The following is a 14,087-nucleotide window of genomic DNA, read 5'->3' as shown; positions in this document are numbered from 1 at the left end:
CCCTGACAGTGCACGGAAGGATCGGCATGACGCGTACGATCACCAGCGAGCAGGTACCGGCCCACCCGGACTACCGCCACCTGTCGACGATCGCCGGCATCGGCATCGACCTGCGCTATGCGACGCCGCACAACTTCGTCGGCCGCGACCTGTACTCCCCGCTCGATTGCGCCTGGCTGCACCGCGAGGCGGCCGACGCGGTCGAGCGCGCCGCGGCGTGGCTGGCGGCGCGGCGGCCCGGCTGCACGCTGCTGATCCTCGACGCGCTGCGCCCCCACCGCGTGCAGGAACAGTTATGGGAAGCGCTGGCCGGCACCGGGCTGCGCATGTACCTGGCCGACCCGGCGCGCGGCTCGATCCATTCGTACGGCATGGCGGTGGACGCGACGATCGTCGACGAAGCCGGCCGGGAACTCGACATGGGCACCGGTTTCGACGACATGACGGAGCTGTCGCACCCGGCCCTGGAGCGGGAAATGCTGGCCGCCGGCCGGTTGACCGCGCAGCAGGCCGCCAACCGCCAGCTGCTGCGCGACGCCATGCTCGGTGCCGGCTTCGTCGGCATCAACAGCGAGTGGTGGCATTTCGACTGCGGCGACCGGGAAGCCGTGCGCGCAGGATTTACCCGGGTGCTGTAGCGAAAACCGGTGACAGACACCGGCTTTTTTGAAACATTTCTCCAAAACCGGTGACAGACACCTATTTTTCTGATCCGGGTGCTGTAGAAAGAAAATGTTGCTCGAAAAATGGGGTACGTCCCCATTTTTCCGGCAACATTTCCTGGGGCTGGAACCGGGTTACATCGGCGACGCGGCGCTGCTGTTGGCGGTCCACTCGATCAGCGCGTCGACGATGCCCCGCCCGGTGGCGTGGTCGATGTTGTCGTGGTTAATGATGGCGACCACGATGCACTGCTCGCCATTCGCGTCCGGCACGTAGCCGGCGACCGCCACGCCGCTGCGCAGGGTGCCGGTCTTGATGCGGGCCCGCGAGGCCGCCACGGTGCCCTTCAGCCGCCGCTTCATCGTGCCGTCGACGCCGACGATCGGCAGGCTGGCCTGGAATTCCGGCGCCCACGGCGATTCCTCCGCGGCGGCCAGCACGGCGGCCAGCTGCACGGGGCGCAGCCGCTCGATGCGCGACAGCCCGGAACCGTTTTCCACCACCATGCCGCTGTCGTCGATGCCGTGCCGCTTGAACCAGTCGCGCACCACGGCTTCGGCGCGCGCCTGCGTGCTGGACGGCATCGACGTGTCGCCCCCGTTCGCCGCCATCAGCATCGCCAGCCGCTGCCCGGCCGGCAGCGGGCGGCTGCCCAGCGTCTCATCGCCCTGCAGGCTGCCCAGCGACAGGAACAGCGTCCTGGCCCACGCGTTGTCGGATACCTTCATCGTGTCGCGCACCAGTTCCGGCAGCGCGCGCGAGAGGTGCTGCGCCAGCAGCCGCGTGCCGTCCACGTCGGTGCCGCCCGGGGACGAGGATGAGGACGCGGCTGAAGACGCGGTGCCGTCCGCGCTGCCGATCGCGCCCTGCGCCGCGGCGGCCGCGGCCAGCGCGGACGTGTGCTCGGCCAGGTCCACCGTGCGCGTCTTGCCGGCGATGGTGCCGCCCAGCCGCTTCCACGTGGCGCGGAACAGGCGGTCCGCGTAATCGTCGCGATCGAGCACGTTGATGCGGTAGCTCTGCCGGCAGTTGCGGGGGAAGGTGCCGTGCAGCGTAACCGTCAGCCGCCCGCCATTCCTGGCAACGGTGGGCGGCTTCCAGCCATCTTCCCAGGCGGCGCAGTCGGCATTCACCAGCGCCTGGCCGGAGCGCACGTCGACACGGTCCAGCTCCGGCAGGATCGCCGCCTTCACGGCACCGTTGCCGTGCGAATCCATGTCCACCGTCAGCAGGTTCATGTTCAGCAGCAGCGCGTCGGGGATGACGTTGTAATACGCTTCCGGCGCCTCGTCGAACTGCGGCTTGCCCACGTCGGCGCGGGGCGGCTGGAACAGCTGGCGGTCCAGCACCAGGTCGCCGGCGATCCTGCGCACGCCCTGGGCACGCAGGCGCTCCAGCAGGTGGACCAGCGCATCCTCGGTGAAGTCCAGGTCGGCGCCGCCGCGCACCAGCAGGTCGCCCTTCAGCGTGCCGTTGACGATATCGCCACTGCTGCGCAATTCCGTACGGCCGCGGAACGCGGGCCCCAGCTGGTCGAGCGCAACGACGGACGTGATCACCTTCATCGTCGACGCCGGCAGCATCGGCCGGTCGGCCTCGTTGGAGACGAGGATCGTGTCGCCGCGCAGCACGATGGCGCCGATCGCTTCCTCGGGAATGCCGGCCGCGTAGGCCAGCCTGGCCACCGGTTCGGGCAGTTCGGCGCGCGCGCCCGTGAAGACGAACAGGCCGACCAGGGCCAGTGTACGCAGCCGCATCGTCACTCGCATCGCTACTCCCTCAACCAAAGAACACGTAGGCCACGCAGATCGCGGTGATCACGCCGGCCAGGTCGGCGATCAGGCCGCACGAGATCGCGTAGCGCGTCCTGCGGATGCCCACCGAACCGAAGTACAGCGCCACGATGTAGAACGTGGTGTCCGCCGAGCCCTGGAAGATGCAGGCCAGGCGGCCGACGAACGAATCGGGGCCGTAGGTCTGCATCGCATCGATCATCATCGCCTTCGAGCCGCTGCCGGACAGGGGCTTCATCAGCGCGGTCGGCAGCGCCGGCACGAAATCGGTGTTCATGCCGAGCGCCGAGAAGAACCATTCGAAGCCGCTGACGAGGAAGCCGAACACGCCGGCGTTGCGGAACACGCCGATCGCCACCAGCATGCCGACCAGGTAGGGAATCACGGTGAGCGAGGTCTGGATGCCGCCTTTCGCACCCTCGATGAACGCCTCGTAGACATTGACCTTCTTGCGCATCGCGCCGACCAGGAACACGGTGATCACGCCCATCAGGATCAGGTTGCTGGCCACCTTCGACACCGTTTCGATTTCCGGCTTCGTCAGGAAATTGGTGAAGTACCAGATCATCGCCACGATCGCCGCCGTGATGCCGCCGATCCACGACAGCAGCACGGAATCGAACAGGTTGATTTTCTGGCGGATCGACACCGCGATGATGCCGGCCACGGTGGCGACATAGGTGGCGATCATGCAGGGAATGAAGATGTCCGACGGGTCGGCCGCGCCGAGGATCGAGCGCTGCGCCATGATCGCCAGCGGGATCAGCGTGAGGCCGGAGGTGTGCAGCACCAGGAACATGATCTGCGCGTTGCTGGCGGTATCCTTGTCCGGGTTCAGCGACTGCAGGCTTTCCATCGCCTTCAGGCCGAACGGCGTGGCGGCGTTGTCCAGGCCGAGCAAGTTGGCCGAGAAATTCATCACCATGTGGCCGGTGGCCGGGTGGTCCTTCGGTACCTCGGGGAAGATGCGCGAGAAGAACGGCGCGATCATCTTCGCGAACCAGGCGATGGCGCCGGCCTTTTCGCCGATGTTCATGATGCCCAGCCACAGCGTCATCACGCCGGCCAGCGGCAGTGCGATGTCCATCACGCCGCTGCGCGCCGATTCGAACGTGCCGTCGATGATCTTCTTGAAGATCTCCGTATCGCCGAGGAAGATCCACTGGGCGAGGGCGGCCGCGAAGCCGACGAGGAAGAAACCGGCCCAGATATAGTTAAGAGACATAAGCGAAAGGATAGTGGAACGCGATTTTGCAGGCAAAGTATAGAGTGCTCGGTGGCAAAGTGCCGGTCGCGCATGCGAAAAAATTGTCGCGGCAGGCGCCATCCCCGCCGCTGGTTTATGCTGCGCCACATGAACCGAGTCCGCCAATTCGCGACCGCCATCGTGCTGGCCGCCGCTTTTGCAGCGATATCAGCCGGCACCTGCGCCGCGCAACCGAAAGTGTTACGCGCGCTGTTGTCCACCGGTGAAACCGGCCTCGATCCGGCCGTCGCCTCGGACCTGGCCAGCCTGTCGCTGCTGGAAAACCTGTTCGATCCGATGCTGCGCTACGACTACCTGGCGCGCCCGGTGAAGTTGCGTGCCAACTCGCTGGCGGCCATGCCGTCCGTCGATGCGGCCGGCACCACGTGGACCATGCGGCTCAGGCCCGGCATGTATTTCGCCCCCGATCCCGCGTTCGGCGGCAAGCCGCGCGAGGTGACGGCGGCCGACTACGTGTATGCGATCAGGCGATTGTACGACCCGGCGCTGAAGTCGCCGTGGCTGTTCCTGTTCGAGGGCAAGCTGCTGGGCGATGATGCGCTGCGGCGAAAATTCGACCATGCGACGGAAATTGCCGGCCTGCGGGCCATCGACCGCTACACGCTGCAATTGCGCCTGCGCGCGCCCGATCCGGGCCTGCCGTTCTATCTGGCGCTGCCGGCCACCGGCGCCGTGGCCCGCGAAGTGGCGGAAAAATACGGCAGCCAGGTGGGCAGCCACCCGGTCGGCAGCGGACCGTTCCGCATCGGCGAATGGAAGCGCAGCGACCGGATCACGCTGCTGGCCAACCCCGGCTACCACCAGCGCTGGCAGGGAAAACAACTGCCGCTGGTCGACCGCGTCGAGGTGAAGATCATGGAGGAGTACCAGTCGCGCGTGCTCGGCTACCTGAACGGAGAATTCGACTACATCGAGCAGGTGCCCGAATCGATGCGCGACCTGGTACTCGACCCAGGCTCGCAAACGCCGGTGCTCAAGCCTGGCCTGGCGCGCCGCGGCATGGTGCTCGAACCATTTCCCGTGCTGCAGACGTATTACCTGTGGATGAACATGGAGCACCCCGTCATCGGCGGCTACACGCCGGACAAGGTGGCGCTGCGCCGGGCCATCGCGCTGGCCTACGACGGCGCGCAGGACGTGGCCCTGCTGAAGAAGGGGCTGGCCATCCCGGCGCAGTCGCCGCTGCCGCCGAACGTGCTGGGCTACGATCCGGCGTACCGCAGCCCCGTCGTCCACGACCTGCCGCTGGCACGCGCGCTGCTGGACCGGTATGGCTACCGCCGCAATTTGAAACAGGGCAGCGATGGCTACCGCACGCAGCCCGACGGCCGGGCGCTGGTGCTGACGATGCACAGCGAACCGACGATGGTCGGCCGCCTGCGCGACGAGATGTGGCGCAAGACGTTCGAATCGCTGCACCTGCGCGTGGCCTTCGTGACCGACAAGAAGACCGAGATCATCAAGGCTTCCCGGCTGGGCAAGGTGATGATGTTCGAGACGAACTGGGTGGCCGACTTCCCCGATGGCGACAACTTCTACCAGCTGCTGTATGGCGCCAACGTGGGGCGCGCCAACTATGCCCGCTTCAACCTGCCGGCCTACAACGTGCGCTACGAACAGGCGCGGCAAATGTCCGACAGCCCGGCCCGCACGAAGCTGTACGGCGAAATGGCCGACCTGCTGCATGCCTACAATCCATGGGTGCTGCTGACGCACCCGATCTCGGCGGACATCCGCCAACCGTGGTTAAAAAACTACAAGCGGCACCCCGTCGAATTCACCAACTGGCGATATCTGGACGTGCAGCCATCCAGCCGGGATCGTGCCGCTAAAATGTCCCGGAAGGAATAGCATAAAGATATGCATTCCATGCATGAACATGAATGCGCGGGACAGGCTGCTGCATCGACAGCGCCGCCCGATCGACGCGAACCGGAAGGCGAGGGCCGGCAAGCACCACTTGAACATCGGGAGAAGCTTGTGAAAGTAAAGAAACTGGCGCACATGATCGCGCTGATGGGTGTCGTGGGTCCTGCCATCGCCCAGTAAGCGGCGCAGCCGATGCAGCGCGTGGAAATCACCGGTTCGAGCATCAAGCGGGTGGCCAAGGAAGGCGCGCTGCCGGTGCAGACGATCACGCTCGACACGATCCAGAAGGCCGGCGTGACCAGTGCCGAGCAGTTGCTGCGGCTGGTGTCGGCCAACGGCACGGGGGCCGACAACATGACGTCGGGGAACAACGTCTTCGGTGCGGACGCCGACCGTACCTCCGGAGGCGCTTCGTTCGCCTCGCTGCGCGGCCTCGGCCCGAACGCCACGCTGGTGCTGCTGAACGGCCGCCGCATGGGCAACAATGGCGGCAGCGGCAAGGCCGTCGACCTGAATTCGATCCCGCTGGCGGCGATCGCGCGGGTGGAAATCCTCAAGGACGGCGCCTCGGCGATCTACGGCACCGATGCGATCGGCGGCGTGGTCAACTTCATCCTGAAGACCGATTACGAAGGCCTGGAAGCGTCGACCACGCTGAACGGCACCGAAGCCGGTGGCGGCATGGAACGCCGCTACACGCTGCTGGGTGGCGTGGGCAACCTGGACACCGATGGCTGGAATGTGATGGCCAGCGTGACGCGCGACGTGAACGAGAAGCTGGCATCGAGCCAGCGCGATTTCGCCAACGGCTACCAGCCGTGGCGCGGCCTGTCGCCGGACACCACCGGCACGCCGTACGCCAACCTGCTCACCGGCGCCGGCAGTGCGCTGGGCACCGGTTTCCTCATGCCGGGCGACAGCACCACCTACCTGCAGGCCAACCTCCTGAGCCTGCAGGGCAATTGCGATTCCGTGCCCGGCATGTCGCAATACGCAAGCGAACTGTGGACCAATGTCACGCCGATCACGCGCACGAAATACTCCTGCGCCTATGACTACGGCGGCGACTACGTGATGTCGTTCCCGGTCGAGCGCACCACGGGCGTGTCGCGCGGTACGTTCAAGCTCAATGCCGACCACCGCATGTTCGTCGAGCTGCTAGGCTCGCGCACGGAAACCACCGCCGAGCTGACGCCGCTGCAGATTTCCACCACGCTGGCCGCCGGCAACGCCTATCCGGTGGGTGGCCCGTACTACCAGGACCTGTCGGCCTACATCGCCAGCTACGACCGCACCAGGCCGATCCTGTACAAATGGCGCGCCACGCCGGTCGGCAACCGCACGCAGGACGTGGTGATGGATAACTACCGCGCGCTGGTGGCGCTGGAAGGCACGCTGGGCGGCAAGTACGACTACAAGCTGGGGCTGTCGAAGTCCGGCAGCAAGTCTTCGGTGGACCTGGTCGACGGCTATGCGTGGACGGACAAGCTGTACGCCGCGATGGGGACCGGCATCATCAATCCGTGGACCGGCCCTGGGCAGTCGCAGACGCAGCAGGCGATGGACCTGATCGAATCGGCCAAGTTCTACGGCCGCCTGAACCAGGGGCGTACCACAATGACGCAGTTCGACGGCGCGATCTCCGGTGAAGTGTTCGACCTGCCTGCCGGCGCCGTGTCGATGGCGGCCGGCTTCGACCTGCGCAAGGAAACGTATTCGTTCGCGCAGGTCGTGGATGCCACGCGGATCTGGCAGGCCCCGGGCAACGCGAACCTGGACCAGGCCACGCGCTACATCCGCGCCGTGTATGCCGAAGCGCTGGTGCCGGTCATCAAGGACCTCGAAGTGCAGCTGGCCATCCGCAAGGACAACTACAGCCTGATCGGCGCCACCACCAACCCGAAGGTGGCGTTCCGCTACCAGCCGACCGAACGGCTGATGTTCCGCGGCTCGGCCAGCAAGGGCTTCCTGGCGCCCAGCTTCACCCAGCTGTACGCGGGCCGGCTGTCGCAGGAACTGCCGAACGGCGTGATCGACCAGGAAGGCTGCGCGCGCAACCCGGGTAACCCGGACTTCTGCGCCATCCCCCGCCTCGACTACAACACGGGCGGCAATCCGGGCCTGCGGCCGGAAACGTCGAAGCAGGGCACGCTGGGCATCGTGGCCGAGCCGTTCAGGAATTTCTCGCTGTCGCTGGACTGGTGGGCGATCAACATCAAGGACCGCATCCTGAACCGCACGCCGCAGGTGGTGCTGCAGAACTGGCAGTACCTGCAGCAGTACATCGTGCGCGACCCGGCCTCCGGCGTGATCGACCACGTGGAGGCGGGCTGGATCAATGCGGCGGGCCTGAAGACGCGGGGCGTGGACGTCGGGCTTCGCTATGACGGAACAGCAGGGAGTCAATTCGGCGGCTTCAAGTACGCGGCGGTACTGGACGGCACCTACATGGACAGCTTCAAGTTCGCCGAGTTCGAGGGCCAGGATTACAAGGAGCAGGTCAGCCAGTTCAACACGCGCGACGTGTACCTGCGCTGGAAGCACAGCGCCAGCGTGACGGTCTCGAAAGGCAACTGGAGCGGACTGCTGCTGCAACGCTATGCCTCGGGCTACAACGACCAGGTGCCGAACGGCGGCAAGGGCGGCTTCCCGGCCGGTTTCGATCCGCGCGTGCACCATTACACGAAGTACGACGTGTCGGCCACGTACACCGGCTTTAAAAACACCACGCTGACGGTCGGCATCCAGAACCTGCTCGACGAAGACCCGCCGTTCACGGCGCACAACGTGGACGAGGTGGTGGGCGCCGGCTGGGATCCCCGCGTGGCCGATCCGCGCGGGCGGGCGCTGTCGTTCAACCTGAAGTACAAGTTCTTCTGACCGTGTGATGGACCGGCGCGGCTTCGGCCGCTCACTGGGAAGCTCGCTGGCCGCCGCGTTGGCCGCCGCCGCCTTTCCGATGGCGGCGGCCACGCCGACCTCTCCGAAAAAAACCATGCAACTCATCAAACCGCCGCGGCTGCTGCCCGGCGATACCATCGGCCTCGTGACGCCCGCCGGCCAGGTGTCGCGCGCGGCGATCGAGAAGGCCATCGCCAACACCGAAACGCTCGGCTTCCAGGTGAAACTGGGCCGCTACCTGGAAGAAGTGAACGGCAACTACGCCGGCCCCTGGCAGCACCGCGTGGACGACCTGCACGCCATGTTCGCCGACCCGGACGTGAAGGCGATCTGGGCGATCCGCGGCGGCTCCGGCGCGATGCAGCTGCTGCCCCACCTGGATTACGGCCTGATGCGGCGCCATCCGAAGATCCTGGTCGGCTATTCCGACATCACGGCGCTGCACCTGGCGATCCACCGCCACGCCGGGCTGGTGACGTTCCACGGCCCGGTGGGCATGTCCACGCTGTCCGATTACTCGACCGAACATCTGCTGAACGTGCTGATGCGGCCCGAAGACAGCTATGTGATCCCGATGGCGCTGGACAACAGCCGCAAGGCTTTCTATGAACCGGACAACGCCCATTTCGCGCTGCGCACCGTGGTGCCCGGCACTGGCACCGGGCGGCTGATGGGCGGCAACCTGGCGATGGTCAGCGCGCTGGCCGGCACGCCGTATGCGGCCGACATCCGCGACGCGCTGCTGTTCCTCGAGGAAGTCAACGAGGAGCCGTACCGCGTCGACCGGATGCTGATGCAGCTGAACCTGAACCAGCCGTTCCGCAGCGCCGCCGGCATCATGCCGGGCATCTTCGAAGGCTGCGGCCCGGCCGGCGACGGCCCGTCGCTGACGCTGGACGAGACCACCGACCAGCACCTGCGGCCTCTGGCCATCCCGGCCGTCACCGGCTGGTCTTTCGGGCATATCCGCCACCAGTTCACGTTGCCGATGGGGATCCGGGCCTGCATGGATACGGCCCGGCAGACGCTGACCTTGCTGGAGGCGGCGGTGCGGTAATGGGGCGTTAGCGGGGCGGTACGGCCCAGCAGCGCGTCGCGTCCGCTGCCGCCCCGATAGAATCGGCATCATGCCTATCCTCAACCGCCAGGCCGTCGCCATCGTGCTCGGCCATCCGCTGCGCTTCACGCTGCGCTGCCTGAAAGGCTTCCGCGCGAACCAGGGCCTGCTGCTGGCCGGTGCGGTAGCGTATTACTCGCTGCTGTCGATCGTGCCGCTGCTGATGCTGGTGGTCGTGGCGCTGTCGCACGTGATCGATCCGGCCGACCTGCTGGAAACCATCGGCCACTACCTGGAGTGGCTGGTGCCGGGCCAGTCCAGCGCGATCGTGACCGAGGTGGCGCACTTCCTTGAACACCGCGACCTGGTCGGCTGGCTGCTGGTGCTGACGATGCTGTTTTTCAGCTCGCTGGCCTTCACCGTGCTGGAAAACGCGATGAAGGTGATCTTCATCCACCGCGTGGGCGCACGGCGGCGCCATTACCTGACCTCGGCCATCCTGCCGTACTGCTACATCCTGTGCCTGGGCGTCGGCGCGCTGATCGTCACCCTGGTGGCCGGCAGCCTGCAGGTGATCGGTGCCGAAAGCGTGCGCCTGTTCGGTGTCGAGTGGTCGCTGGAGGGGCTGTCCGGCGCGTTGCTGTACCTGCTGGGGCTGGGCGGCGAAGTGCTGCTGCTGTCGTCGATCTACATGGTGATGCCGGTGGGCCGGCTGAGCTGGCAGCACGCGCTGATCGGCGGCGTGACGGCCACCGTGCTGTGGGAAATCGCCCGGCACGTGCTGGTGTGGTACTTCTCGACACTGTCGCAGGTGAACGTGGTGTATGGCTCGATGACGACGGCGATCGTGGTGATGTTCAGCCTGGAAATCGGCGCGACGTTGCTGCTGTTCGGCGCGCAGGTGATTGCCGAGTACGAGAAGGTGGTGGATGGCTCGGGGGATGTGGTGACGCAGTTGACGGCGCCGACGCAGGAGGCGAGCTGATTTGCAGTTTTTCGGTTAGAAACTGTCGAAGAAATGCCGGCTTTTGGCAGCGAAGATAGCGAGCATCTGAAATGCTGCGGTGCAGGAAGTGAATGCTGCAGTGCACAACGGAGTGTGCATGCTAAGCCGGCGGCAAACTGATCAGGAACCTCGCCCCACCCAGCGGCGACGTCTCGATAACCAGCGACCCGCCATGCAGCGAAACAGCCTTGCCGGCAATCGACAGCCCGAGCCCGAAGCCGCCCGTGTTCCGGTCGCGTGAACGGTCGAGGCGGTAAAACGGTTCGAACACCTTGTCCCGCTCTTCTTCCGGGATGCCGGGGCCGTCGTCGTCGACGGTGATCGTCACGCCGCCCAGCTTGCGCGTGGCGGACAGGGCCACTTTGCTGTTGCCATATTTTTGCGCATTGCGCAGCAGGTTGCCGGTGGCGCGCATCAGCAGGCGGCAGTCGCCGTAATAGGTCCCCATGCCGTCGGGCACGGAAACATCCAGCGACACACTGGCGGGCGGCAGCGAATTGGCGCAGCTGCGCAGCGCCTCGGTCAGGTCGAAGGTTTCATAGTGCAGCGGCTGGTCGCTGTCGAGCCGGGCCATGCCCAGCAGCTCGTTGACCAGCGACTTCAGCTCCGTCAGGTCGCCCTGCATGCTGCCGATGCGCTTTTGCAGCAGCATGTCCCCGGCCGTGTCGTGCAGCAGCTCGAAGGCGAATTCCAGCCGCGCGATCGGCGTGCGGATCTCGTGCGAGACCGAGTGCAGCAGGCCGCGCTGCGATTCCAGCAGCGTTTCGATGCGGCCCGCCATGTGGTTGATCCGTTCCGCCAGCGGGTAGATGCTGTCGCCCGGCTTTACCTCCGCGCGTGCCTTCAGCTGCCCGGCGCCGAAGCTGTCGGCTACCTTCATCAGCTCCTGCAGGCCGCGCCAGTGCGAGCGCGACCAGACTCCGATCGGCACCAGCAGCGCCAGCGCCACGATCAGGTAGCGCACCGCTTCCATCTGCAGCGCCACCTTGATGTCGATCGGCAGGTTTTGCGCGTGGATCGCTTCCTCGTCGCTGCCGATGTAGCGGTCGCCGGTCAGGTCGACCCGGCGGTACAGCGACCGGTCGGCCAGGTCGATCACCACTTCGCCCCGGTCGAACGCGGCGCGCTCGGCGGCGGAAAGGTGTTCGCGCACGGCGGCGAGCGGCACGAGGTCGAAGCGGACTTCGGAGACTTCGCGCACCTTGTTCAGACGGTCGAGCCAGCCGTCGGCCGGAGCCTGGTCGACGTATTGCTCGAGCAGGAAGATCTGCGCCGCCGCCTGGTTGCGGGCGATGTTTTCCAGCGGGTCGCCGAACAGGCGGTCGATGGTGAAGTACACGATGAACGCCGCCACGCTGATCGACAGCACCACAAGGATGAAGAAGCGTAGGAACAGGCGATTCATGTTGCCATTGTATAAGAATCAATGCCGTCAAAATCCAGGCCGACAAATTTATGACAAAAAGCCGACATGTGCGTGCGGACAGGTATTGCTTCGCTGGATAGGATGGCAAGACTTGTTTCCAGGAGCTAGCGATGCGTCTTATCGACCCGCAATCACGACCATCGCCGTTGTCGACTGTCCTCCCCATTGCCGCTTCCGGCTGCGGCGGTGCCGCGTCGGTGGCTAACTGGAAGTAGTGTCGTGACACACTGTTACTTGACAACGTTCAACCTTGGGCCGCAAGCCATATAAAATGGGAGGCATTGCTCTTTCAGAATGCACACATGTACAAGCTTTGCGTACTTGCCCTGGCGGGCGCGTGCAGTGCTGCCCACGCGCAGACTCCCGCCATCAATCCCATGCCCGACGGTAGCCGCGATATGTACGTGGGTCTCGGCGCGCAATACGCTCCCCGCTACGAGGGAGCGGCCGATCGCCGTACCACCGCCATGCCGATGCTGCAGGTCCAGTGGAGCAACGGTATCTTCATTTCGGGAATGAGCATGGGCATGCATCTGTCGAGTTCTCCTTCCGTCGAATTTGGTCCCCTCCTGGCACTGGCGCCGGGGCGCGACGCGTCGGGCACGAAAATGTTCCGGCTCGGCACCGTTGGCGACAACGCCGGCAATCCGGGCGGCCCTTCCACGTGGCTGCCGCCGCCAATCGTCGGCTTGCCGCCGCCTACCACCGAGTTCCCGCCCACCGACGACCTGCCGCCCACCGAAACCGGCGATGCCGTCAAGGGAGACGAGGCCGCGCAGGGCGGTGACGGCATCACGCCCGACAACACCGTCAACCTGCTGGACGGCGTGCACACCATCAAACGCCGCGTGCTGTATGGCGGGTTCGCCAATTTCTACCTGACGCCGCAGCTGCGCCTGACCACCAATGCGCTGTACGGTGCCGGCAACGACCGCAACGGTTTGCGTGTCCACGTAGCCTTGCAGCACCTGCAGCAGGATATCGCGCCGCACCACACGGTGGCGCTGTCGGCCGGCGTCACGCTCGTCAACCGCGCCTACAACATGGCGTACTTCGGCGTGACCCGGGAAGAGGCCGACAATTTCGGTTTCCATGCCGAATACCATCCCGATGGCGGCATCGAGGATGTGCGCGCCGGCGCGCGCTGGAACTGGGCGCTGGCGCCGGCATGGATGGTGACGACGGGCCTGCAGGTCAGCCGCCTGGTGGGCGATGCCAGGAAAAGTCCGCTGGTGGAGCGGCCGACCAACGTTTCCGTATCGACGGCGCTGGTCTACCGGTTCTGATGATGGCCGCGACCCGATTCCTTGCCGCGCGTGTCCCGTTGCTGCTCGCCCTGTGTTTCGGCGCGGGCGGCTGCCTGGCACAGGTGCAGGCACAGGAAGCGGGCTGGGTCAGCTACCGCGATGCCTACCGGTCCATGGTGGCGTTCGCCAAATACGGCAAGGCAAAGAATCTGCTGCAGAGTCATTACCAGGTGGCGCCGAAGGATGGCAGCCAGCCGCTCGACGGCCTGCGGCTGACGCTGTCCGGCCGCACTACGCAGCTCAACCTGCCGCTCGATGCGACGGGCCGCACCACGTTCCCGCTGCTGAAAGCGGCTTACGACGAGAATGCGATGCTGGTACTGAATCGCAAGATCAACCATTACACCTTCGGGCCGCGCATCTCGATCGTCGCGCGGGTCGACGGCGTGTATGAAAGTGCCGACCTGCGCGCCGCGTGCGACCAGGCGCTGCAATACCTGCGCCATACGGATGCCAGCTACGGCAACCGCCACTGTGCCGGCGCGCGCTTTGCCTTCCTGCCGAAAAGCGACGCCGCGGTGCGGGTACGCGATCCGCTGCGCGAATCGGCGCTGCCGGTCGGCGAGGGGGCCGCGTTCGATGGCGATGCCAACAGCGGTTTCCGGGTGATGGTGTACCGGTTTGCCGAGTGGCCGGAAAAGGTGCAGGTGATCAGCCAGAATGCACCGGTGGCGATTGCACCGGTGATCGAGTAAGGCTGGCCTCGGAGTGCCTTGCGATGCCGAAGCACCGCAAGGCACTGCGCCTGGCGCACCCGTGACGGTGGGGCGTTAAACAATCCGGCGCTGACCGGTCCGG

The 14,087-nt window shown here is 65.8% G+C and carries 11 protein-coding genes; 8 read left to right on the top strand and 3 right to left on the bottom strand.

Translation table 11 applies throughout. The annotated features are described in order from the left end of the window. The first annotated feature begins 26 nt into the window (after positions 1 to 26). A complete protein-coding gene (locus FHS02_RS15110) occupies positions 27 to 638 on the top strand; it encodes a M15 family metallopeptidase (RefSeq protein WP_137315297.1) in 612 nt (203 codons plus the stop codon). A gap of 159 nt (positions 639 to 797) precedes the next feature. On the opposite strand, the gene dacB is transcribed toward FHS02_RS15110, so the two are convergent. Both dacB and FHS02_RS15100 read right to left on the bottom strand, forming a co-directional pair. Beyond that, entirely contained in the window at positions 798 to 2,432 is a 1,635-nt protein-coding gene (gene dacB / locus FHS02_RS15105; protein WP_229422280.1) for a D-alanyl-D-alanine carboxypeptidase/D-alanyl-D-alanine endopeptidase, read from the bottom strand. A 10-nt stretch (positions 2,433 to 2,442) separates the two neighbouring features. Beyond that, positions 2,443 to 3,681, bottom strand: coding sequence for a spore maturation protein (locus FHS02_RS15100; RefSeq protein ID WP_137315296.1), 1,239 nt, complete (start codon positions 3,679 to 3,681; stop codon positions 2,443 to 2,445). Positions 3,682 to 3,810: 129 nt separating this feature from the next. Between FHS02_RS15100 and FHS02_RS15095 the strand changes: the two genes are divergently transcribed. From FHS02_RS15095 to FHS02_RS15080, 5 genes are all read left to right on the top strand, one after another. Next, positions 3,811 to 5,574 carry an ABC transporter substrate-binding protein gene (locus FHS02_RS15095; protein ID WP_137315295.1) on the top strand — a complete coding sequence of 588 codons (1,764 nt, stop codon included), beginning with the start codon at positions 3,811 to 3,813 and terminating at the stop codon, positions 5,572 to 5,574. An 18-nt stretch (positions 5,575 to 5,592) separates the two neighbouring features. Further along, on the top strand, positions 5,593 to 5,772 hold the full coding sequence (locus FHS02_RS31585; RefSeq protein WP_229422279.1) for a hypothetical protein: 180 nt from the start codon (positions 5,593 to 5,595) through the stop codon (positions 5,770 to 5,772). A gap of 12 nt (positions 5,773 to 5,784) precedes the next feature. Next, positions 5,785 to 8,472 carry a TonB-dependent receptor domain-containing protein gene (locus FHS02_RS15090; protein WP_229422278.1) on the top strand — a complete coding sequence of 896 codons (2,688 nt, stop codon included), beginning with the start codon at positions 5,785 to 5,787 and terminating at the stop codon, positions 8,470 to 8,472. A gap of 115 nt (positions 8,473 to 8,587) precedes the next feature. Continuing rightward, on the top strand, positions 8,588 to 9,550 hold the full coding sequence (locus FHS02_RS15085; protein WP_229422277.1) for a S66 peptidase family protein: 963 nt from the start codon (positions 8,588 to 8,590) through the stop codon (positions 9,548 to 9,550). 70 nt (positions 9,551 to 9,620) lie between these two features. Then, positions 9,621 to 10,535: a YihY/virulence factor BrkB family protein gene (locus FHS02_RS15080; protein WP_137315293.1), complete on the top strand. Its 915-nt coding sequence runs from the start codon at positions 9,621 to 9,623 to the stop codon at positions 10,533 to 10,535. Between the two features lie 121 nt (positions 10,536 to 10,656). Here FHS02_RS15080 and FHS02_RS15075 read toward each other — a convergent pair whose 3' ends face one another. Next, complete coding sequence (locus FHS02_RS15075; RefSeq protein ID WP_137315292.1) at positions 10,657 to 11,961, bottom strand: ATP-binding protein; 1,305 nt, start codon at positions 11,959 to 11,961, stop codon at positions 10,657 to 10,659. A 323-nt stretch (positions 11,962 to 12,284) separates the two neighbouring features. On the opposite strand from FHS02_RS15075, the gene FHS02_RS15070 reads away from it, so the two are divergent. Next, positions 12,285 to 13,268 carry a MipA/OmpV family protein gene (locus FHS02_RS15070; protein ID WP_137315291.1) on the top strand — a complete coding sequence of 328 codons (984 nt, stop codon included), beginning with the start codon at positions 12,285 to 12,287 and terminating at the stop codon, positions 13,266 to 13,268. Beyond that, positions 13,268 to 13,984, top strand: a complete 717-nt coding sequence (locus tag FHS02_RS15065) for a hypothetical protein (protein ID WP_229422276.1) — start codon at positions 13,268 to 13,270, stop codon at positions 13,982 to 13,984. Before FHS02_RS15070 ends, FHS02_RS15065 begins: the two co-directional genes overlap by 1 nt. The last annotated feature ends 103 nt before the right edge of the window (positions 13,985 to 14,087 follow it).

This window comes from Pseudoduganella umbonata (assembly GCF_014192225.1).
Lineage (GTDB): Bacteria > Pseudomonadota > Gammaproteobacteria > Burkholderiales > Burkholderiaceae_D > Rugamonas > Rugamonas umbonata.
The sequence above is the reverse complement of the archived record's forward strand: the minus strand, read 5'-3'. Positions and strand labels throughout refer to the sequence as shown.

Coding starts and splice junctions, on each gene's coding strand:
- FHS02_RS15085 (WP_229422277.1), top strand. CDS start 8,588: ATGCAACTCATCAAACCGCCGCGGCTGCTGCCCGGCGATACCATCGGC.
- FHS02_RS15080 (WP_137315293.1), top strand. CDS start 9,621: ATGCCTATCCTCAACCGCCAGGCCGTCGCCATCGTGCTCGGCCATCCG.
- dacB (WP_229422280.1), bottom strand. CDS start 2,432: ATGCGAGTGACGATGCGGCTGCGTACACTGGCCCTGGTCGGCCTGTTC.
- FHS02_RS15090 (WP_229422278.1), top strand. CDS start 5,785: ATGCAGCGCGTGGAAATCACCGGTTCGAGCATCAAGCGGGTGGCCAAG.
- FHS02_RS15070 (WP_137315291.1), top strand. CDS start 12,285: ATGTACAAGCTTTGCGTACTTGCCCTGGCGGGCGCGTGCAGTGCTGCC.
- FHS02_RS31585 (WP_229422279.1), top strand. CDS start 5,593: ATGCATGAACATGAATGCGCGGGACAGGCTGCTGCATCGACAGCGCCG.
- FHS02_RS15100 (WP_137315296.1), bottom strand. CDS start 3,681: ATGTCTCTTAACTATATCTGGGCCGGTTTCTTCCTCGTCGGCTTCGCG.
- FHS02_RS15065 (WP_229422276.1), top strand. CDS start 13,268: ATGATGGCCGCGACCCGATTCCTTGCCGCGCGTGTCCCGTTGCTGCTC.
- FHS02_RS15110 (WP_137315297.1), top strand. CDS start 27: ATGACGCGTACGATCACCAGCGAGCAGGTACCGGCCCACCCGGACTAC.
- FHS02_RS15075 (WP_137315292.1), bottom strand. CDS start 11,961: ATGAATCGCCTGTTCCTACGCTTCTTCATCCTTGTGGTGCTGTCGATC.
- FHS02_RS15095 (WP_137315295.1), top strand. CDS start 3,811: ATGAACCGAGTCCGCCAATTCGCGACCGCCATCGTGCTGGCCGCCGCT.